This is a genomic window from Flavobacterium aestuarii, from assembly GCF_040049115.1.
Lineage (GTDB): Bacteria > Bacteroidota > Bacteroidia > Flavobacteriales > Flavobacteriaceae > Flavobacterium > Flavobacterium aestuarii.
The window spans coordinates 97,980-119,356 of sequence record NZ_JBDLZZ010000001.1 but is presented as its reverse complement, the minus strand read 5'-3'; the positions used below and the strand labels follow the sequence as shown (position 1 = coordinate 119,356).

General features: G+C 34.5%; 15 protein-coding genes. 7 read left to right on the top strand and 8 right to left on the bottom strand.

Annotated elements, in window-relative coordinates; genetic code table 11:
* Positions 1-96: 96 nt before the first annotated feature.
* The gene (locus ABEG11_RS00415) at positions 97-1,713 is read left to right on the top strand and encodes an ABC-F family ATP-binding cassette domain-containing protein (protein ID WP_348822221.1); all 1,617 of its coding nucleotides are present in this window, start codon (positions 97-99) and stop codon (positions 1,711-1,713) included.
* Positions 1,714-1,987: 274 nt separating this feature from the next.
* Here the strand turns inward: ABEG11_RS00415 and ABEG11_RS00410 are convergent, their stop codons facing one another.
* The 3 genes from ABEG11_RS00410 to ABEG11_RS00400 all read right to left on the bottom strand — a co-directional run bounded on the left by ABEG11_RS00410 (position 1,988) and on the right by ABEG11_RS00400 (position 6,314).
* Positions 1,988-2,377, bottom strand: coding sequence for a response regulator (locus tag ABEG11_RS00410; RefSeq protein ID WP_348822220.1), 390 nt, complete (start codon positions 2,375-2,377; stop codon positions 1,988-1,990).
* A gap of 35 nt (positions 2,378-2,412) precedes the next feature.
* Complete coding sequence (locus ABEG11_RS00405; RefSeq protein WP_348822219.1) at positions 2,413-5,682, bottom strand: PAS domain-containing sensor histidine kinase; 3,270 nt, start codon at positions 5,680-5,682, stop codon at positions 2,413-2,415.
* Positions 5,683-5,831: 149 nt separating this feature from the next.
* The gene (locus tag ABEG11_RS00400; protein WP_348822218.1) at positions 5,832-6,314 is read right to left on the bottom strand and encodes a hypothetical protein; all 483 of its coding nucleotides are present in this window, start codon (positions 6,312-6,314) and stop codon (positions 5,832-5,834) included.
* Between the two features lie 332 nt (positions 6,315-6,646).
* Here ABEG11_RS00400 and ABEG11_RS00395 point away from each other — a divergent pair, with 332 nt between their 5' ends.
* The gene (locus ABEG11_RS00395; protein ID WP_348822217.1) at positions 6,647-7,255 is read left to right on the top strand and encodes a YciE/YciF ferroxidase family protein; all 609 of its coding nucleotides are present in this window, start codon (positions 6,647-6,649) and stop codon (positions 7,253-7,255) included.
* Between the two features lie 127 nt (positions 7,256-7,382).
* Here ABEG11_RS00395 and ABEG11_RS00390 read toward each other — a convergent pair whose 3' ends face one another.
* Positions 7,383-7,709: a SemiSWEET family sugar transporter gene (locus tag ABEG11_RS00390; RefSeq protein WP_348822216.1), complete on the bottom strand. Its 327-nt coding sequence runs from the start codon at positions 7,707-7,709 to the stop codon at positions 7,383-7,385.
* 83 nt (positions 7,710-7,792) lie between these two features.
* A complete protein-coding gene (locus ABEG11_RS00385) occupies positions 7,793-8,560 on the bottom strand; it encodes an XRE family transcriptional regulator (protein WP_348822215.1) in 768 nt (255 codons plus the stop codon).
* A gap of 139 nt (positions 8,561-8,699) precedes the next feature.
* Here ABEG11_RS00385 and ABEG11_RS00380 point away from each other — a divergent pair, with 139 nt between their 5' ends.
* The 3 genes from ABEG11_RS00380 to ABEG11_RS00370 all read left to right on the top strand — a co-directional run bounded on the left by ABEG11_RS00380 (position 8,700) and on the right by ABEG11_RS00370 (position 11,662).
* Entirely contained in the window at positions 8,700-10,091 is a 1,392-nt protein-coding gene (locus ABEG11_RS00380; protein WP_348822214.1) for an exonuclease domain-containing protein, read from the top strand.
* Complete coding sequence (locus ABEG11_RS00375) at positions 10,088-10,702, top strand: alpha-ketoglutarate-dependent dioxygenase AlkB family protein (protein WP_348822213.1); 615 nt, start codon at positions 10,088-10,090, stop codon at positions 10,700-10,702. The genes ABEG11_RS00380 and ABEG11_RS00375 overlap by 4 nt, the downstream gene beginning before the upstream one ends.
* 99 nt (positions 10,703-10,801) lie before the next feature.
* The gene (locus tag ABEG11_RS00370) at positions 10,802-11,662 is read left to right on the top strand and encodes a hypothetical protein (RefSeq protein ID WP_348822212.1); all 861 of its coding nucleotides are present in this window, start codon (positions 10,802-10,804) and stop codon (positions 11,660-11,662) included.
* A gap of 72 nt (positions 11,663-11,734) precedes the next feature.
* Here ABEG11_RS00370 and ABEG11_RS00365 read toward each other — a convergent pair whose 3' ends face one another.
* Positions 11,735-15,469: a metallophosphoesterase gene (locus ABEG11_RS00365; protein ID WP_348822211.1), complete on the bottom strand. Its 3,735-nt coding sequence runs from the start codon at positions 15,467-15,469 to the stop codon at positions 11,735-11,737.
* 26 nt (positions 15,470-15,495) lie between these two features.
* Here ABEG11_RS00365 and ABEG11_RS00360 point away from each other — a divergent pair, with 26 nt between their 5' ends.
* Positions 15,496-16,680: a Pycsar system effector family protein gene (locus ABEG11_RS00360; protein ID WP_348822210.1), complete on the top strand. Its 1,185-nt coding sequence runs from the start codon at positions 15,496-15,498 to the stop codon at positions 16,678-16,680.
* Between the two features lie 108 nt (positions 16,681-16,788).
* Positions 16,789-17,220 carry a YMGG-like glycine zipper-containing protein gene (locus ABEG11_RS00355; RefSeq protein ID WP_348822209.1) on the top strand — a complete coding sequence of 144 codons (432 nt, stop codon included), beginning with the start codon at positions 16,789-16,791 and terminating at the stop codon, positions 17,218-17,220.
* 71 nt (positions 17,221-17,291) lie between these two features.
* Here the strand turns inward: ABEG11_RS00355 and ABEG11_RS00350 are convergent, their stop codons facing one another.
* Together ABEG11_RS00350 and ABEG11_RS00345 are read right to left on the bottom strand one after the other, a co-directional pair.
* Complete coding sequence (locus tag ABEG11_RS00350) at positions 17,292-18,842, bottom strand: hypothetical protein (RefSeq protein WP_348822208.1); 1,551 nt, start codon at positions 18,840-18,842, stop codon at positions 17,292-17,294.
* A gap of 85 nt (positions 18,843-18,927) precedes the next feature.
* Entirely contained in the window at positions 18,928-21,291 is a 2,364-nt protein-coding gene (locus ABEG11_RS00345) for a GAF domain-containing protein (RefSeq protein ID WP_348822207.1), read from the bottom strand.
* Positions 21,292-21,377 lie beyond the last annotated feature (86 nt).

Genomic DNA, 21,377 nt, shown 5'->3' with positions numbered 1-21,377 from the left:
CTAAATTTGCGATTTAGGATTTGTAATTCGTATATCTCATATCGTAATTCGTAATTTTTTCATACTTTCGCACAAAATTTTAATTAAAAGACATTCATGTTAACAGTCAATAATTTATCAGTTCAGTTTGGCAAGCGAATTTTGTTCGACGAAGTAAATACTACCTTCACACACGGAAATATTTATGGTGTAATTGGAGCCAATGGTGCTGGAAAATCAACTTTTCTTAAAATATTAGCAGGAGATATCGATCCTACTTCAGGCCATATCCATTTGGAGCCAGGAAAACGTATGTCAGTTTTAAATCAGAACCACAATATGTTTGATGAACATACGGTATTGGAAACTGTAATGATGGGAAATAAAGTGCTGTATGCTGTTAAAAAAGAGATGGACGAGCTTTATTTGGATTATAATGATAAAAATGCTGATAGAATAGGGGAATTACAAGTTCAGTTTGAAGAGATGAATGGCTGGAACGCCGACTCGGATGCTGCTTCAATGCTTTCCAATCTTGGTATTACAGAGGATAATCATTATACCATGATGGGAGATCTGGAAGGAAAAATCAAAGTGAGAGTACTTTTGGCTCAAGCCCTTTTTGGAAATCCCGATGTATTGATTATGGATGAGCCTACCAACGACCTGGATTTTGAAACAATTTCCTGGCTGGAAAATTTTCTGGCTAATTATGAAAATACTGTTATTGTGGTTTCTCACGACAGGCACTTCTTAGATGCTGTTTGTACACATATTTCTGATATTGATTTTGGTAAAATAAATCACTATTCAGGAAATTATACTTTCTGGTACGAGTCAAGCCAATTAGCTGCTAAACAGCGTGCCCAGCAAAACAAGAAAGCCGAAGAAAAGAAACAGGAACTGGAAGAATTCATCCGTCGTTTTTCTGCGAATGTGGCTAAATCTAAGCAGGCTACTTCTCGTAAAAAAATGATTTCCAAATTAAATATCTCCGAAATTAAGCCTTCTAGCCGTCGTTATCCAGCGATTATTTTTGATCAGGATCGTGAAGCAGGAGATCAGATTCTGAATGTACAGAATTTAAGTGCTTCTATTGATGGAGAAGTTTTGTTTAAAGGAGTGGACTTAAATATGGCAAAAGGCGATAAGATTGTTCTTTTTTCTAAAGATTCTCGTGCTACAACTGCTTTTTATGAAATATTAAACGGAAATCAAAAACCAGATACTGGAGAATTTGATTGGGGAATTACAACTAATCAAGCGTATTTGCCAGCAGAAAATCATTCTTTTTTTGAAAATGACTTGACATTGGTGGATTGGTTACGCCAATGGGCTAAAACGGAAGAAGAACGTGACGAAGTTTATATCAGAGGGTTCTTGGGGAAAATGATATTCTCTGGAGAAGAGGCCTTAAAAACAAGCAGAGTATTATCTGGAGGAGAAAAAGTACGCTGTATGTTATCCAGAATGATGATGGAGCGCGCTAATATATTAATGCTGGACGAACCTACTAATCACTTGGATCTGGAGTCAATCACGGCATTCAATAATTCATTGAAAAATTATAAAGGTTCGGTAATTTTCACAACACACGATCACGAGTTTGCGCAAACAGTTGGTAATAGAGTAGTGGAGTTAACGCCAAATGGTGTTATTGATCGTTACATGACATTTGATGAATATCTGGATGATGAAAAAATTCAGGAACAAAGAAAAAAGATGTATTCTTAAAGATGACACTATCTGTATCTAAAATAATAATGAACTCCTGCTCCTGCTTTGCGGGAGTTTTTTGTTTGATCATATATTGCTTAGGGTTTTAAAATCAAAGATTTTCTGCTGCATTTAGCAATAGAAAACCCAAAGCAATATCTCAAAAAGCAAATCCCAAAACAGTGGCTGTAGAAGCTCGTTTTGGGATTTGTTTTTTAAGTGATGACTGCGGTACTTTAGATATTTATCTGTAAAGTATCTTAATTAATTTTTGGCAAATTTCTTTGAAGAATTACAGTTCCATGAATTTTTTAATTGCATCTGTCAAATCGGCACGAAGCAAGGTCATAGAATATTGTTTAGTCATAAATAGGGCATTATTTTGTAAAGCGAAATCTTTATCAGGCTGATTGGACGAAGTAGTATAGATTATTACAGGAATATTACTGAATTTTTTATCCTGTTTCAGATGTTTCAAAAATTGCCTTCCGTCCATAATTGGCATATTAAGATCAAGAAAAATAAGATCAGGCTTGGGGAAAGTCTCCGAATTTAATTTTTCCCAAGCTTCAGCACCATTTTTTGCTTCTTCATATTTTAGACCAATATTGAGTGATAATAAAGTTTCTTCAAATATTTCGCGGTCATCAGAATCGTCATCGATTAAAAAAACTGTTTTCATATTCTTATTTAAAATCAAAACAAATATAAGTTTTTTTATATATTATTGTCAACCGTTTTTGTTTTATCTTGTATTAAAGGAATGATTATAGTAAAAACAGTACCAACTCCTTCTTCTGATGCTGCAGTGATTATTCCGTTGTGATTTTGCATTATTTTACGGCACATTGCGAGACCAATACCAGTTCCTGCAAATTCATTTTTTCCATGAAGACGTTGAAAGATATTAAAAATCTGCTCTGCATAACTTTGGTTAAAACCTATGCCGTTATCCGCAATTGCAATTTTTACATAATCGGCAGATTTATTCAGATTGAATTCTTTTTTAGAACTATGAGATACAGAACTTCCAATAATTTTTATTTTTGGAGGAATATCTGCCTTGCTGTATTTTAACGCATTTGAAATGATGTTGCCAAACAGCTGTGACATCTGTAGCGGTATAGCTTCGATAACCGGCAAAGCCTGTGTGGTTATAACTGCATCTTTTTGTTCAATGGTTAAATCAAAATCATTTAATATATCATTCACTATATCATTAAGATCAACTGTCTCAAATTTTTCTGAAGGATTGGAAAGCTGTGAAAATCCTAAAACATCTTTAATCAGATTCTCCATTCTTTTGGTAGAATCCATGATTTTTTTGATGTACACTTTTGCTTTAACAGGATCTTTTTCGAAGCTGTTTTCAAGTATTTCAGTGAATATCGTTATTTTCCTTACTGGCTCCTGTAAGTCATGCGATGCGATATAAGCAAACTGCTGCAGCTCCTGATTGTTGATTTCCAATTCTGCATTGGCAGCATGCAATTCGGCTGTTCGTTCTTTTACTTTAAATTTCAGTTCTTCCTGCAGTTCGCGTTCTTCTGTGACATCCTGTGCCGTACCGCTAAGGTATTCTGGTATGCCATCCTTCGAATAAATCATCTGCGCATTTGCGTGTATAATCCTGATTTGTCCTGTAATTTCATTTATAATTGGAAATTCAGAATCATAAAAACCTGATGCTCCAGGTTTTATGACGTCATCTATAGAATCTATAACTTTTTGACGGTGTGTGGCAGCTATTAAATTAAAGACGATGTCTTTGTGAGGATTGTGATCAGCTAAGCCTAACCAGTTTATAAAACGGTTAGAGCAGGAAATAATATTAGTGTTTATATTTAGTTTCCAAGTTGCCAGTTCGGCAAGTTCAATAGCTCCAGCGAGCGCAATCCTTGCTTCTTCAAGTTTTTTTGAAGCAATGACTTGATCGGTTATATCTATGGCGATATCCATTATTCCATAAATTTCACCTTTGGAATCTCTTATCGGAGTATAGTTAAAATCAAAATAGTATGTATTCAAAACACCATCAACTTTTAACTGGGCAGGCATTGCATTGCCACGAAAAGTTTTGCCTGTATGGTAAACCTCGTTTAGTATATTTAAAAATTGCTGTCCTTTTAATTCAGGAACTGCTTCCTCTAAATTCTGGCCTATAACAGATTTGTCTTTTCCCCAATACCTGATCATGATATCATTGGCGATTTCAATTTTCATATCTATTCCTGTAAACAGGCAGATAGCAACGGGAGAATGTTCTATCATGAGGCTGATTCTCTCTTGGCTTTCTAGAAGGGCTTTTCTGCCCGAGATAATTTCATCCATATCCATGCAGAACCCCGAATAACCAGCATAATTTCCGTTTTCGTCATAGAAAGGATCTCCAGCTGCCCTGCACCAGATTATTTCTCCAGTTCCTTTTATTGCGCGGAATAACACATCATAATGTCCCTTTCTTTGTATGGCATCTACATAGGTTTGAATAGCATTTTTCTTGTCCTCTTCTACTATTACTGATGCCCATGCTCCTTGAAGCAATTCGTCCATAGGGATTCCGGTAAATTCAATAAGGGTTTTGTTAAAATAGGTGAGTACTCCATCCTGATTGGAAAGCCACAGGCCTGTTGGAGAGCTGTCTGTAACGTTTTGAAAGAGATTAGAAGCTTCTCTTTTTGTTTGTTCCAAAAGGGATTCCGCTTGTTCGAGAGCTATACGGTTTCTGTCTTCATGGGAAATATCTGCTATGGTACCAGAAAAAGCTGTTGGCTTGCCTTTATCATCGATAATTCTGGCTGCCGAAATGGCAATTCGATGTATCGAACCATCATCCCAGATTACTCTTGGCTTATAACTAAAAGCACCTGTTTCTATTCCTTTTTTAATTGCATCAGTGCGCAATGGCAAATCTTCGGGATGTATATAATTTAAAAAATCCTTTCTGGTTAAGTTATGTTTTACTGCGCCAGTCATAATTTTTGACAATTCTGGGGAGTAGTCTATATTGTTTTCCGTAAGGTCAATATTAAATAGTCCTAATCCCATGCTTTTTATCGTAAGATCAGTTAACTGACGGGATTTGAGAAGATCTTCGTTCGCCTTTTTATGGGCTGTAATATCCTGAACTGTGCCATTAAAACGATAAGCAACATTGTTGCTGTCAAAAAAAACTTTTCCAATAGAGTGAACTGTAATTTTAGTTTTGGTATCTGGATTAATTATAGTGTATTCTATATCGTATTTCCCACCAGATTCATATTGCAGTGCTTGTGCAATTGCTTTTATAACTCGTTTTCTATCACTATCTATTATTACATCGAGAGCCGAACTGAGCAACAGGCTGTCTTCTGCTTTCATTCCCAGCCAGTTTTTCAGTCTTTCATTTGCAGAGAATCTGTTTGTTTGGGGATTTAAATCAAAAGTTCCAAACTCGGCAACATTGATAGCAAATTCTAATTCGCTGTTGCTTTCCTCTATTTTTTTGTTATAATTTACTTTTTCGGTGGTTTCAGTGCATACAACTAATACGCCTTTTATCTGATGATCATCATCACGAACAGGACTATAGCTAAAAGTCCAATAGACATCCTCCATATGCCCGTTGCGGAATATAGGAAGCAGCAGATCATCGTACCAGATACTCTCGCCAGTAGTTAAAACTTTGGTAATTAATGGATAGATAAAGTCCCAGATTTCGGGCCAGCATTCAATTGCTTTTTGTCCCATGGCGGCAGGATGCTTTCCATCATTGCCAAAGCTTGGGCGATAGGAATCATTATAAAACTGAATCAGGTCATCTCCCCACCAAAGAAACATAGGGAATTTTGAGGACAATAATGTGGCTAAGGTGTTTTTCAGATTCTCTGGCCAGCATTCAGGAATTCCTAACGGGTTTAATGACCAGTCAATATTACGAATTATTTCAGCTGAATTCCCGCCATTTTGAAGGAAAAAGTAGTCGGCACTGTCATTCTTGTTATCCAAATTTATTTTTTTTTAAACATAAAATCTATTGTTTCTTTTAAAATAAACTTTACATGATTACTGTAAATGTAATAAATTAAAAGCTTTAATTTAAATAACTTTTATGCCTAGGCCAGACAAATGGTTTGATTTTAAATTATATATACAGCTTATAATGTAATAGAGGAATGAGTCATTAAAAAGATAGTTAATAAAACATAGTAAACAGCAGCAGCATACAATGTAAAAATAAGATATGCAATAAATGTTTTTATATAATAACTTTTAAAATCTATTGTTAAGGTATATTTAATGATTTTGAATATAATTGCCATGCTGAGAACACCAGTAATACCACTGATAAAACCAAGTAAAATTGAACTTATTACTGAAAAATCAAGTATTTTGTATCGCCATAGCAGATGGTAGGTGAGTACAAAAATGAATCCGATGCTGAAATGCATCAGCCATCCTAATGTTTTTTTGGAACCTATTGAAAGTCCCGATTTCAGTTGAGAAAACAAATATGTAAGCAAAACAGGTTCTTTGTAAATTTCACTGTGTTTTGTAGATATGGCATATCTAAATAATGTCATTGCTGATGTTGCAGCAATCGAGACAATCAGTATCTGAAAAAATGTATAGTAGTTCATGGCCGGAATAAATTAAAATCTATTGTTCGCATTTTGGAAAAATGTTCCTGATTTTTAACCTCATGTAAATTTTATGCTTTTGTTATCGCACAAAATTAAAATCATTCCAAGCCAGGGTATTATATAATTATCACTATTAGTTACATAATTATAACTTGATGGTTTTTTGAGCAGAATTATTTCCATAAAAAATGTATTTTGCAGCAGCTGTAAATGCTGAAAAAAAAGTTTTTTCTTTTGCTTAAAATTCTATAAGATTGATAAATAATTGTGTAAATCAGTCATTAAGTGTTTGTCTAAATTTGAAATATTAATTTTTTAAAACACTTATTATGAAAACTGAAACAAAAAGTCCTAAAAGTTACACAGCTTCAAAAAGCAATGCTGCGACAGCTGGAAAAAAAACAAATAATAGTGGCAAAGTGAAAGCAAAATCAAGTGCTGCCGATGGATTGAGAGAACTATTCGTAGATTCACTTAAAGATATTTACTGGGCCGAAAAAGCATTAGTGAAAGCACTTCCAAAAATGGCAAAAAATGCTACATCTGAGAATCTTATTTCGGCTATTAATGAACATTTGACTGTGACAGCTGAACAAGTAAGCAGGCTTGAAAAAGTCTTCGAATCTGTGGGAGAAAAAGCAGCTGCAAAAAAATGTGATGCAATGGAAGGACTTATCAAAGAAGGTGAAAGCATTGTAGAAGAAACTGAAGCAGGACCTGTGCGTGATGCTGGAATTATTGCTGCTTCGCAAAAAATTGAGCATTACGAAATCGCTTCTTATGGTACATTAGCTGCTTTTGCACAGACGCTGGGCGAGGATGACGCTGTACTATTATTAGAACAAACATTATCCGAAGAAAAAGAAGCTGATAAACTGCTTACAGAAGCTGCGTACAACACGATTAATTTTGATGCAGCAGAAGAAGATGAAGCTTAGAATTCTAAATTTATTATAAAAACCTGCAGATTATTAATTAGCTGCAGGTTTTTTTTTCGCACTGTTCTTAAGGATAATTTGGATTGTTGACTGTCGTGAGTGATGTTTCAAATTAAAATTCAGAACCTTATTTCTGTTTTGCTTTTTTAGACTCTTTTTGGATTTTTTCGGGTAATATTGCCTGATGGATTTTTCTAATCACTTTTTTGGAAGAAAAGTTGAGCAGTATAATTATGATGCTGGTAATGCTCGTAAAAGCATTTGTCAATATAATGGGCCAGTCATTTTTGAGGATTCCGTAATATACCCAAAGCAATGTACCTGTCAGTAATATAAAATAGGTTGTTACCGAAACGTGCTCGGTGGATTGTTCACGTATAATGACATACGTTTGAGGGATATTAGCCATTGTAGTAAAAATTGCGGCAAGTATCCCAATAGTATATATATCCATAACTTTAGTTTTTAACAGTTTTAACCAAATCTAAAAGGTTTCACTATCAAATTGTTATAGATATTTAGTCACATATTATAAAATTATGGTTTTTTAAATTTTATATCGTTAATATCTTTTTTCAGTTCCATAAACATCCCTTTTATTGTGTCTGGCTCCATTCCTGATTGTTTACTATCGTCTCTTCCGATATGGCACACATATTCCCAGATTTCCAGAATGTCAGAGAGCTTGATTTCGTATGGACTGTAAATAATGTTATCTGGAACCACGGTCAGGGAATCATTATTTTTATTGCCTAGGCGTTTATAGGTAATTCCTTCGCTGGATGTGATGAATATATACGTTTTATTCTGTTTTATCTCACCCAGATTGTCTACATATTTTCCCACTACAAAAGATTGATTCGTATGTGGAGGCATAGAATCGCCATTTATTGGAAAAGCCCTCATTTTGCCAGTGCCTAAGAAAGGTAATGCTATCTGCTGCAGATTTTCTATATATTCAGCATCGGCATAACCGCTAAGATAGCCAGCTTGCGCTTTGTGCGGAATAATTTCAATGAGGTTATTGCCATTTTGATCAACGGTTATGGGCAATACAATACGGTTGTCTTCTAATTGCAATAAATTTTCAATAGAAATTTTCCGTAAATCAACTGTTAAAAGCAAATCAATACTAATGTGGTAATAGCGGGAAATAGTTACCAGTGTTTCGGCAGGAGGCGTGTTTTTTCCGTATTCATATTTTTTGTAGCGATCAAGAGGCAGAGCCATGCCGCTTGCTATCTCCTGTTGAGACAAATTACGTCTGCTCCGCAGCCATTTGAGATTGTCAGAAATATACAACATATGTTAAAGGGATTTTATGTCCCTGCAAATATACTGTTTAAAGTGATTTAACGTCCTAATTTTGTGCAATATTTTAATTAGTAAGGATAAGATAATAGGGCAATTATAAGAATAAGAATAATAGTCACGTTGGTATTATATGAAAAAGCTGCAATACGCCATAGTAGATATTGAGACTACAGGAGGCAATGCCAGAGGAAGCCGCATTACCGAAATTGCCATTGTTATTCATGACGGAAATAAAGTTATTGACCGTTGGGAGACACTTGTGAATCCTCAAAAAGAGATACCGCTTCCTATTTTTGCACTGACCGGGATTGATAATGCAATGGTTAAAAATGCCCCTGTATTTGATGAAATTTCCGAAAAAGTTTTGGAAATGTTGACAGATCGTGTTTTTGTGGCACATAATGTTAATTTCGATTATTCTTTTGTTCGTCATCAGCTGGAAGAGTCTGGGTTTAAATGGACAGCCAGGAAGCTGTGTACTGTTCGTGCAGCGAGAAAAATCCGCCCTGGATTAAGTTCATACAGCTTAGGAAACCTCTGCAGTTCATTAGATATAGACATTGAGAATAGACACCGTGCGGGTGGTGATGCTGACGCTACAGCTATATTGTTTTCAAAACTATTAGAGTGTGACAGTGGAGGAGAGATGGAAAAAATGATCAAGAAAACTTCACAGGATCAGAGACTCCCGCCCAATCTGCCTCCAGAGGACTTTGAACAATTGCCAGAAAAAACAGGAGTTTATTATTTTTATAATCAGATGCGAAAAGTGATTTATGTTGGCAAGGCTGTAAATTTAAAAAAACGTGTGGCTTCTCATTTCAGCGGTCATAATGTTAATGCTCAAAGGCAGAATTTCCTCAAGGATATTTACGGAATTTCTTTCGAAATCTGCGCTACCGAACTTATGGCTTTGTTACTGGAATGTGACGAAATCAAGAAGCTGTGGCCAATCCATAACAGGGCATTAAAACGCTTTGAAGCTAAATTTGGATTGTATGAATATGAAGCCCGAAACGGATACAAATATTTAGCAATTGGCAAAATGACCAAGTTTCAGAAGTGTATTCAGGAATTCAATAGCCAATATGACGGGATTGCGGTATTGCAAAATCTTTCCAGCCAATTTAAAATTGATCATCGGTTCTGTCAATACGGCATTCCGGCAACAGGAGAATTTTTCCAGAAAAAAGATGTGACAAATCTGCCTGAAATTGATATTCACAATGAAAAAATCGAAAATGCAATTGAATTTTTGCAAAGTAACAGACCCAATTTTGCCATTATAGACAAAGGTATTTCTATAGAGGAAAACAGTTGTATCTGGGTCGAGAATGGGCATTTTTATGGTATGGGATATATACCTTCAGATACTGGATTTACAGAATTTTCAGAGATGAAGGAATATATCGAACCCTACAAGAGCAATCAATACATTATGCATCTTATTTATGCCTATGCAGATAAATATCCAGGAAAAGTGAAACGCTTTTCAAATGAAAATAAAATACAGCAGCTATGATCCTTTTCAGCGACACCGAAATGTTTACATCTGGCACATCTGGAAAAAAAGTATTTGATGTCCCCGATGCTGACTTAATGCTGATTGATGGTTTTTTTACAAAAGAAGAATCGGATAACTACTATACTATTCTGCTCAATACTACTGCATGGCATGAATACGAAATGCCTATGTACGACAAAATGGTTACGGCACCACGCATGGTGTCATGGTATGAAGACAGTAAAAAGACCTCAGGAAGATTTAACTGGCCTTCAGTATTGCGAACTATCAAGACCAGGGTTGAAAATGAAACCCAGATAAATTTCAATGCAGTTTTGTTGAATTTATACAGAAATGGCAAGGATGGTGTTTCCTGGCATAGCGACAAAACAAAAAGCCAAAATAAAGATATGAATATCGCGTCGGTTACTTTTGGCGAAACCAGAATTTTCAGATTACGGCATAAATTCTTGAAGCATCAGCCACAAATTGAGATTCCGCTGCATCATGGTTCTTTTTTATTGATGGCAGGAAAAACAAATAGTTTTTGGGAACACCAAGTGCCAAAAACAGCGCGGGATGTACTGCCAAGAATCAATCTCACTTTTAGACAGGTGAAAGAGCAATAGGTTTTAGAATTTATCTGCAAATGCAAGGCGGTTGTGTTAAAAAGAAAAAAGATGGTATTTAGTCAATTTATAGTTATTTTTGTGTCTATACGAGAAATTATGAAAAATTTTATTTCGATTACAGTTGTTTTTATTTTACTGGCGTGTCAAAATAGTCCGGATACTCTTACTGTGCTTTATAATTTGCCTAAAAAGCTGAAGGAAGTTTCAGGAATTACTTATTTTCCAGAAACCAATTCGATATATACAATTGAAGACAGCGGGAATGCCAATGCAATATATGCTTTAAATTCAAACGGAAAAATTGATAAAAAGGTCACAATAATCAACGCGTCAAATGAAGATTGGGAAGATATTACCAGAGATAAAAAAGGTAATATTTACATTGGTGACTTTGGCAATAATGATAACATCCGTAAAGATTTATGCATTTATAAAGTGGCAAAAAATCAATTGAATAAGGAAAATGCAGCTGCCGAATACAAAATTTCGTTTTCATACCCGGAACAGACCGAATTTCCGCCAAAGAAAAAAGAACTCTTTTATGATGTTGAAGGTTTTTTTGAATACCAGAATTATTTTTATCTTTTTACAAAAAACAGAAGCAAAGGTTTTGATGGAACAGCTTTCATTTATAAAATTAAAAATGCATCAGGAACTCAAAAAGCAGTAAAAATTGGCCAATTTAAAACCTGTGATAATTACAATCATTGCGTTTTGACAAGTGCAACAATTAGCCCAGACGGGAAAAAAGTCGCTTTATTGAGTCACGATAAAATTGTTTTATTTCAAAATTTTAAAGGAGATTTATTTCACAAAGGATCACAGACTGAAATTAAACTGAATCACTTTTCGCAAAAAGAAGCGATAGTTTTCAAAGACAATAACACTCTTTTAATTGCCGACGAAAAAACAAATAAAGTAGGAGGCAAGGTATATGAGTTTAAGTTGATTAAATAAGCAGCTAAGTTTCTGAGCTACTAAGTTACTAAGTTTTTTAACTTAGAATCTCATAAACTTAGCAACTTCCCCTTAAAAACTATATGCCGCTCCAAAAATAACCCTGCCGGCTTCTTCCGGAGATTTGAAATAGGAAATGCGTGCTGTTATCGTATTCACGGCATTTAACCAGAGTCCGCCACCATAATCATTGTGCCATTTTCTGGAATTTTCGCCTTCAAGCCAGATTCTTCCGTAATCGAAACCGCCAAGAATTCCGTAAGTCATCGGGACTATCGTGCGCTGGATTTTACCAATAGTAAGCCGTAAATCAGTGCTTTGGGAAAAATAGGAATTCCCTAAAAATCGCTCGTTTCTATACCCGCGTAAATCTTTGTCGCCACCCAATACAGCTCCTTGGTAAAACTCATAATTGTCATTGAAGATTGTTTTTCCCTTAATATAAGTGGCTAAAATTAACTTTCCGTTTTTGTCAATTTTATGAGTAAAACCCAAGATACTTTCCAGTGATGGGAAGTTCTGTTTGGTTTCTTCTAAATTCGCTGTCCAGCTGGCCTCAATGGCAAAAGCCATTCCCAAATTTGGTTTTGCCTTGAAATCAGAATTTTTGAAACTATATCTGATTCTGCCACCGCCAAAAGTCTGGGCAGTAAAAACATCAGGATTAATAGCATTGCCAGTGTTTATAAATCTATTTTCCGTTTCTTCTACTTTCATTTTTTCCAAAAATGGCTGAAAATAAAACTCACTTCCATAACGTCCCACATGTCGAATGGCACCAGCAGCTTTTAACTGCTGGATACGTACCCTGTTGTAATCCATTCCCAATTCCTGATCATAATTTGAAGTTTCGTTTCCGTAGCCAAAATAGTTTTTCGCAAAATTGGGCGTAGTATATTGTGATTCGACATCAATAACCCATTTCCCCAACAAGCCCGGAAAATGTGCTGCATAATTAAACTCAAGACCGCCAGTTGCAAAGTAATAAAAGGCATTCAAAGTGTGCCTTTGAGTATAGGGATTCTGCTTGAAATTGTTAACCGTATAATTTACATTAACACCCATTTTTACGCCATCATCCGGATTATAACCGATATTTGGAAGACCGGAAATTACATTGTATTTTGGTCTTTCATAATTGTATAAATTGACATCATAATCGTCAGTCAGCTGTGTTTGTGTTTTGGAATCCAGATTATAGGTGTTTTCTTTTGATTTAAAATCATATACAATAACTTTTTTTCCGTTTTGGATGTTATAAGTGTCATTGTTTTGCCCGCCGATCAATCGGATTTTTATTTTCGATTTGTGATTACCAATAACTTCAAAAATATCATTGTCATCCAAACCATAAATCCAAAGATTATCAGTTTTGGCATCGGTTACATTTTTGGTATAAATTAATTCGTCAACTTCCTTTTTGGTTCTAAAAACCTGAATTTCAATGTTTTTATCAGCATTATGATTGATAATAAATTTGTCTTTTTTATCCGTTCCGGCAATGATTACAGTATGACTTAGAACATCTGAATACTCAGAGGCATATTTCTGCAGTTCCTTTTTTCTGTTTTTTAATTTGGCCTTAATATCTTCAATGGTTTCATCCTGAACTTCTTTTGGAAGTGATTTAAAAGCATTGTCAATATCATTATCTGTTAAATGTTTCTGAATATATTTGGCTTGAGCCAGCCAATCTTTTTCCTCAGAAGTTCTAAGAAAAGCCAAGTCTAGCGGATAAGGTTCCCTGTTGAGCCATTTTACATTGTCAATTTCGTTTTTAAAAGTGCGCATGTGCCGAAGTGCCGGAATGTTCATTAAAAGCGAAAGCAAGGTTCCGTCATATTTTGAAAAAGCCTGATCACGGTCACGCGGAATTGGTTTGTAAATTACTTTTCCGTCTTTTTTATATTCTCCCCAGCGCCACTGATTGCTGTGTCTGTCCCAGTCTCCAATCAGCATGTCAAATAAACGCGCTTTTATATATTCTTTTTCATCAACCGAATATTTTTCGTCTTTATGAAGATTCTGCATCATATCATCGGTGCCAATGATATTTGTTGGGTTGCCAAAATTTTTTGCATCCAAATGATTGTCTGCAGGTCGCTCTTCAACCATGTAAAGTCCGTTTCCGAAATTTGAATTGAATTCTTCCAAAACTTTTTGTTTCGGTACATAATATAAAACAGGATTCGTGTGAGCCAAACCAATTTTGTCTGCCATGTTACCAACAGCAAATGGCGTATAAGGATGAGATGTCGTGTAAAAATCAAGCAGAAAATTTTCGGCGTATGTATCTTCAAAATCATTTACAATGTATTGATCCTTGAAAGCTACTGCCTGCAAAAACTGGGTTGCACTTTTTTTCATAGCCCGTATCACGTATTCTCTTCCTTTGGAATCAGCCAATCGAAGTGAAATGGATTGATGTCCACCGCCTTCGCGAATGGGTTTCAAACCGCCAAAAAGAGTGTCTAAAGTGACAGTTTTTGCTTCAATTGGTAAGCTGTAATAATATCTGTAATGATTTCCAAATAAAAATTTATGAACCAGACTCTTTTGCGTCATTTCTTCGGTATAAATCGAAGTTTTGAAACTCGGCGGAAAATTATTTGGACTATCAGCCGCCCAATTAATCTCTTTGGCTTTTATGATTTCATGTTCAAAAAGCAGTTTCTCCTTATTATTTTTATTTCCAAAATAAGCTACTTTGGCATCACCGCTTTTAAACAAGGTAAGTACGGCATAACCGTTTCCGCCATACGAAAAATCACTTGGGTTTATCGCTCGTGCCGCTTCCGATTTTGAACCGGCACCACTAATAATCTGCGGAATATTTTCTTTGTAGATATATTGCAGATTATGATCGTGTCCCGAAACAACAATTACATTTTTCTGCTTTTGCAAAAGTGTTTTAATTCGCTTGGCATAAATAGTATATTGCTTGTTTTGGAGATCCTGCGGACTAATTCCGGATGTCTTTCGCAATAAATTAATAAAAGAACCTATCACGGGAAGCGGGATTTTTTGTTCCAAAGGATATAATTGTTTTTCCCATGAAAACTGTCCTCCATGTGTTCCGTTGCTTAATAAAGGATGATGAATGGCGAGGACAACTGTTTTTTCCTGATTTTTATTCAGCAGGCTTTCCAGTTCATCAAAAAAACCTTCTCTGGTTTTGATATCGCAATTGTCGTTTATTGTTGGGTGATTGTCCCAATCTTCCAGAAACCATTCACTGTCTATGGTTATCAAAGTGGTAATGCTGTCAATTTTTACATCTTCAATCGGACAGCTTTTTCTGGGTAAAAAGGCTTTTTTATCATTTAAATATTTCGTCACAAAATCAGCCTGAAGTTCCAGTCCTTTGATACCGTTATACCAGTCATGATTACCCGGAATTACAATTGTTTTTCCTTTGAAACCTTCAGCTAGTTTTAATTGATTCGTCAGCTTTTTTTCTGCCAATGTTTTTTCTGCCACATTGTTATCGCTGGGAAAACCTTTTGGATAGATATTATCGCCTAAAAAAAGAAGAGTGGCTTTTTTATTTGATTTTTTTAGTTTTTGATGCAGAAGTTCAAGAGTCTGCTGTGCTTGTTCTTCATCTGCATTTCCTGCATCACCAACTAAATAAAAGGTATGAGCAATTTTTATGGTATCTGTTGCGTTTTTGTTTTCATTGGTGCTCACATTTTTTCCATATTGAGGTTTGTGTGTTGCGCAGGAATTTATAGTAAGCAATAAAGCTAAAGTGATAGAATATTTTATAATTGAATTTATAAAACGATTATCCAAAAACAATTTCATAATTTAGTAAGATTAAAATATTCTTTATGACTCTAGTAGAACAATCTGAAGATTTCGTGAGCAATTTACTCAAAGATAAACTTTCTAAGTTATATTCTTATCATAATATCTTTCATACTTCCAATGTAGTTGGTGCTGTAAAAAAGCTTTGCAGCAAAGAGGATGTGCAAGGCATTGAAAAAGAAATGCTTTTGGCAGCAGCGTGGTTTCATGATACAGGATATATTAACGGAATTGAAGATCATGAAAATGAAAGTGTAAAAATTGCGGCTTCATTTTTGAAAGATAAAGGCCAATCGGAAGAGTTTATAGAAAAAGTTTCAAAACTTATCATGGCTACGTCCAAATATTATGTACCTCAGAATCAATTGGAAAAAATAATAAAAGATGCAGATTTTGTCCATATAACAAGCCTGGAGTATGCCTCGACCTGCGAATTATTGCGATGTGAGTTAGAAAACACAATGAATCTTTCGTTTGATAATCTCCAATGGGCCAAAGAAAACCTGGATTTTTTAGTAAATAAGCATCAGTTTTACACGGATTATGCTTTGAAAAAATGGCAGCCTCTGAAAGAAAAAAATATTGCAATAGTACAAAAACAACTCAAAAAGCAAGAATTGAAAAAAAATAAAGAAATCGAAAACGAAGAAAAAAAGAAGTACAAAGAGGAAAAGCCAGATCGTGGTATTGATACTTTATTTCGTGTTACTTTAGGAAATCATACCCGTTTGAGCGGTATTGCTGATAGCAAAGCTAATATTTTGCTCTCGGTAAATGCTATAATTATTTCGATAGCTCTCTCTACATTGATTCCGAAATTGGACAGTCCAAAAAATGCGCATTTGGTCATTCCTACTTTCATCATGTTAATGTCAAGTGTAATTACGATTATTTTTGCAATACTTTCGACACGGCCAAAAGTGACGAAAGGTGTCTTCACAAAAAAAGATATCGATGACAGGAATACGAATCTGCTTTTTTTTGGTAATTTTTACAAAATGCCTCTGAAAGATTATCAATGGGCAATGAACGAAGTGATGAAAGACCGTGAATATCTTTATAATTCGCTGATTAAAGATTTATACTTTTTGGGAATTGTTTTAGAAAAAAAATATAGATTACTGCGAATAGCCTACAACATTTTTATGATCGGAATAGTGTTATCTGTAATTGCTTTTATATTTGCTTTCAAAACATTAAGTGCTTAATTTTAATTGATTATGGGTTCTGTTAATTTTGATAAAAAGCATTAAAATTATGTAATTCTCATTGAAGGTTTTAGTTTTTACTTTGTAATGAACTTAAACTTTATAGTTATGAAATCCTTATCAATAATATTTTTAGTATTAGTTTTTGGCGCATGCCAGAAACAGCAGAATGAAGATATAAACAGAGCAAAACAAGCCAGTATTGACTCAATGAAAATGGAGATCAAAAAGCAAAAAGCTATTGATTCAATGGAGATAGAGATTGCAAAAATTCAAGAAGAAAATAAACGCCATGACAATGAGAAAGTGACAGTTATAAACCAGCCAGCAAATACAGCTGCAGTTCCCGCTAAAAAGAAAGGATGGAGCGGAGCTGCTAAAGGCGCAGTCATTGGAGCAGGTGTTGGTGCCGCTACTGGTGCTATTGTCAGCAAGAAAAAAGGAGAAGGGGCAGTAATAGGCGGATTGGTTGGAGCCGGAGTAGGTGCAGGAACTGGTGCTATTATTGATGACAGTACAAAAAACAAAGACAAAAAGTAATTATAATATTATCAGAAAAGCCTTTGCGTTTCATTTGAAAGCAAAGGTTTTTTTTTGTTTAAAATTCAATTCTAAAGAAGAATCTTCTTTAAGGATTCGGCGATGCTTCTCCAAAGCAGATTATAAAAAGATTTTTCCTGAATTCGCTCAATTTCGATTTTTGCTTCCTTTGATATTCCTTCAGAATCATTTTTAAGAAGCAAGTTGGCAACAGCAGTTTTTAGTTTAGCCTTTTTGTCAGGATTGTCTTTTTCATAGAGTGTAACATCTAAATCATTGTATTTTAAAAAAGCTGTACCGTAAGCTCTTTTATTATTTCCAGAAAAATTAAAAGCATACGATTTAAAATTACCGTCCACAGAAGCATTGATATACGGTTTTGTAAATTTATTTAATGACTGTACATCAAAATTCTGTATAGTGCCTTTTATTGTAAAACTATCTTTTACATCAAGGACATTGAATGTCCAATGCACTTTTAATGGAGAATCTTTCATAAAACGGCAATTGATATTTATATCAACATCGGGAGTTTTTTTTATGCCAAAACCACTCTTAATGTTTGTGGCTTTTAAATTAAAGCGGTCAAATGTTAATTTGGCTGGACCTTTTTCAAAATCAATTTCTTCTTCATATACTAATTTGGAGTTTTTTATTAAAAGTGTATCCAATTGCAGCGGGAATTGTATTTTTCGAAGTAATTCGTTGTACAATGGTTTTTTGCTTAAATCATCTTTTGGTATTTTATTCCTGTAAATATTAGCATTAACGCCATCTAGCGATAAAGAATGTGCATTGAAGAAAATAATATTTTTTTTGAAGCCCCAATCCAGTGATTTTAAATTTATTGAGGAAGCTTTAATAGTAAAAAAATCTTTTTCTTTCGGTATCTTTTTCACAAATCCGGCACGAGTATATTCAGGTAAATATTCGAAATTTTTGATATGGAGTGTATGATTGGCAGCTCTTATTTCGTGTGCTTTGATGGTATAAAAATCATTAGGCTTGTAATATAAACTGTCGCAATCCACAATGTATTTATCAAATAAAAAAGGTATAGAACCCTCAAGCACACTGTCAGTAATTACAATATTTTCGATTGTTGTGCTGATGTTCTGAGTGCTGAGAATTGTTTCGCTATCCTGAATGGAAATAACAGCTAATTTGCCTTTATTGAGATAAATATTAGAGACTATAATTATTTTGTCAAATGGTTCAACAACCTCTTTCCGGATATTCTGAGTGTTTTTTTCTTTTCTATATAAAGTCACATCAGGAGCATCAACAGTAATACTTTTAGCTTTAATAATATCTTCAAAGAGTAACTGCCAAAGGCTAAAACTGGTTATAGTAATAGATTTGGTTTTGGCATAAACCCCAATTTTGTCCGTACTTTTTTTGGGCTTTATTTTAGGAAAAACGGTAATATCAGTAATGTGAATATTGGCTGGAAGCAAGTCTACTGTTAACTTGTCATACGAGATATTGTATGGAGTGTCGTTGTTTTCTTTAATAATTTTAGGAAGCTGGTGATTCAGCCAAAAATTCAAGCCAGCATTGATCATTAACAATATCAGGAGCAAGGCTGCGATTCCAAAAATTATTTTTTTAGGCAACGTCATATAAAGTATTTGGTTTTAAAAACAATAAATTTAAAGTTTTAAAGCCAATCCTTATTTATATAATTAATGGTAATTCTTATAAGTTTTAATACTGTTCGTCGACTAAATCCTCATAGGTGCTGGTATGTGCAAAATCGGTTAAACTGGTATTGATGACTTTTACACGAATAGCCCGAAGTCCTGATACACCCTGCAGTTCTTCGACTTCAAATTGTTCAATACCAGGTTCTAGAATTTTTTTGAACTGCAGGTATTTGATGTATTTCAAGTATTCGGTTTGTTCCGAATTATGGGAGTATACAATCGTGATTTTTTCTTTTTGAGTGATCCGTTCTTTTGTTCCTTTTATTGTTGCTTTATCGATACGTTTTTTGACCACTTCATAGCGGGCATTGTAAGTTCCATCGACATCAAATCGCTTTTCATCCATTCTGAAACGGATAGAAATCGGCGAGCTGAATACTAAAATCAGTGAAGTAACATCCAATTCATAAGGTAAAGCAGCTTTCAGCTGATGGTGTTTCAGTTCCATTTCGCATAAGGTCTGGAGCTGCCACAGCCTTAAGTTATTGAGATACAGATTGTCAAATGGTTTTGATGGTGAAATCGATTCTCCAATGTAAAGGTTATGCTCTACACCATCCGTTTTAAAACGTTCGTAATAATGTGGATAAATCTGCTGGGCTTCAACTTGTTTCTGATCGAGAATGACAGCCAGTTTTTTGTTGATAATAGACATCGTATTATCAAATTTTTTTCTCGAGTGATAAAACATTCCGGTTTTTTCGTCCAGGCTTTCAAAGTAATTCTGTTTAGCCTTTTCATGTTCCATATCCATACTGGTATTTTTCAGGATAGGATGGATTTCGGATTCAATATAATTCTGAATCTGCTGTTCAGTATCAGCTTTTAATGATGTATCTAGTTCATTTGTATATGATTGCAATTCAAAAATTCTTTGTTCCAGCAAAACAAAGCTTTCATTGGTTTTTTGGCTTTTAAATAGATTTATAAGCGTGTTTAATTGGTTTTTTAAATCCTCTTTTACCGTTTTATTGCGATGTTCCGATGATCCTTTTATATCTATCTGTCCATACAAAGGATATACTTCCTTGAAAATAATTTCCTTAAAAATGTAGTCTTTGGCGGGAGACTGGAAATATTTCAGGGCTTCTCTTTTAAATTTCCAGTAAACGCTGGAGTGTATAGCTGTATATTCTCTTTGAATAATCGCTTCAATTTCGTTTTGTTTATCGATTTTGTAACTTTCTAAGTTATCGACCAGATAAGGCAAAAATAAATCCAGATTAATAGCATTGACGCTGTTTAATCCGGCTGGTTTTGATGATACTAATTCGATGATTCCTAAAATGGTACTGTTCTTCATTACAGGCGCAAAAATACAGCTTTGTATGCCTTGCTGCAGCAGGTGATTTCCTAGATTTTTATTTTCTGGAATTTCTGTAAATTGTTTAACATCAGATATGATAATGTTTTTTTTATCCTCTAAAAATGTCGAAAAACAATGACCATAAATACCTTTTTTACAATTCATTTCATCAACACCATTCAATAAAAAACTTGTATTCGCCTTATCACTATATGGCGGAATTGTAAATTTTTCTTCCTCCTCATTATATAAAATAAATCCAACTCTTAAATCAGGGATTCTAAATATGGATTTGAAAATTTCTTCAAAACTGGAACTTGATTTTGGCTGTGCGGATTTTGCTCTTAAAAGATTGCTTTTTAAATTTGATACGGCACTTTCTCTGGTAACATCAAAAAGGCTTACTATTCCGAATCCCTTTAAAATCCAGCTTCCCTGAGGGAATTTTTCTTTCCAGAGCTCGATATTGCCATAATTGTTCATTAAAAGCGTGATGTCTTCCTGAGTAATTAATGGAGCATTTTGTGTTGGAATGATTTCAAGAAAATCAGCATTATACATAATACGATAATGGTACATGATACCGCTTGCATTTGGAATATCATAAAATAAAGGCTTATTGAAATCAAAATTCTGACCATACGATGCATTTAAAATCAAAATGCAATTGAGAATGTAAAATTGGTCTTCTTCAAAATCACGTATCTCCATATCGAATGTCATGCCGGCATCCTGAAGAATTTTTTTGAATCTTTCGGAATAATTAAAAGTCACATTTTGAAACGGAATGGTTACTGCTTTTATCTCATTGTTAGTCAATGCAGTAGGGAAGAGGTCTGCCAGTAAATTATGGATTAATTCTTCATGTTTTTTTATAAAGCCCAAATCAGTAATACCGGCTCTAAATTCCGGATAGGGTTCTATTTCCTTCAGTAAAGCGTTAGCATAATTAGAACGATAATCCACATTTGCAGCAGCAATTTCCTCTAAGTTTTCAATCAGTTTATGAAACGAAATCAAGGTTTTGAAAGGGCTTTTTGTAAATGTGGAATTGTTCATAATTGATATATGTGTGAAGAAGTAAAATTACGAATTGTTTTTTAATTTATTTTTAGCTTCCTGCACAACAAAATAACATTTGATCT

Bases quoted from the DNA above. Each gene is read 5' to 3' on its own strand.
- ABEG11_RS00415 (WP_348822221.1), top strand. From the start codon at position 97: ATGTTAACAGTCAATAATTTATCAGTTCAGTTTGGCAAGCGAATTTTG.
- ABEG11_RS00410 (WP_348822220.1), bottom strand. From the start codon at position 2,377: ATGAAAACAGTTTTTTTAATCGATGACGATTCTGATGACCGCGAAATA.
- ABEG11_RS00400 (WP_348822218.1), bottom strand. From the start codon at position 6,314: ATGAACTACTATACATTTTTTCAGATACTGATTGTCTCGATTGCTGCA.
- ABEG11_RS00395 (WP_348822217.1), top strand. From the start codon at position 6,647: ATGAAAACTGAAACAAAAAGTCCTAAAAGTTACACAGCTTCAAAAAGC.
- ABEG11_RS00390 (WP_348822216.1), bottom strand. From the start codon at position 7,709: ATGGATATATATACTATTGGGATACTTGCCGCAATTTTTACTACAATG.
- ABEG11_RS00385 (WP_348822215.1), bottom strand. From the start codon at position 8,560: ATGTTGTATATTTCTGACAATCTCAAATGGCTGCGGAGCAGACGTAAT.
- ABEG11_RS00380 (WP_348822214.1), top strand. From the start codon at position 8,700: ATGAAAAAGCTGCAATACGCCATAGTAGATATTGAGACTACAGGAGGC.
- ABEG11_RS00375 (WP_348822213.1), top strand. From the start codon at position 10,088: ATGATCCTTTTCAGCGACACCGAAATGTTTACATCTGGCACATCTGGA.
- ABEG11_RS00370 (WP_348822212.1), top strand. From the start codon at position 10,802: ATGAAAAATTTTATTTCGATTACAGTTGTTTTTATTTTACTGGCGTGT.
- ABEG11_RS00365 (WP_348822211.1), bottom strand. From the start codon at position 15,469: ATGAAATTGTTTTTGGATAATCGTTTTATAAATTCAATTATAAAATAT.
- ABEG11_RS00360 (WP_348822210.1), top strand. From the start codon at position 15,496: ATGACTCTAGTAGAACAATCTGAAGATTTCGTGAGCAATTTACTCAAA.
- ABEG11_RS00355 (WP_348822209.1), top strand. From the start codon at position 16,789: ATGAAATCCTTATCAATAATATTTTTAGTATTAGTTTTTGGCGCATGC.
- ABEG11_RS00350 (WP_348822208.1), bottom strand. From the start codon at position 18,842: ATGACGTTGCCTAAAAAAATAATTTTTGGAATCGCAGCCTTGCTCCTG.
- ABEG11_RS00345 (WP_348822207.1), bottom strand. From the start codon at position 21,291: ATGAACAATTCCACATTTACAAAAAGCCCTTTCAAAACCTTGATTTCG.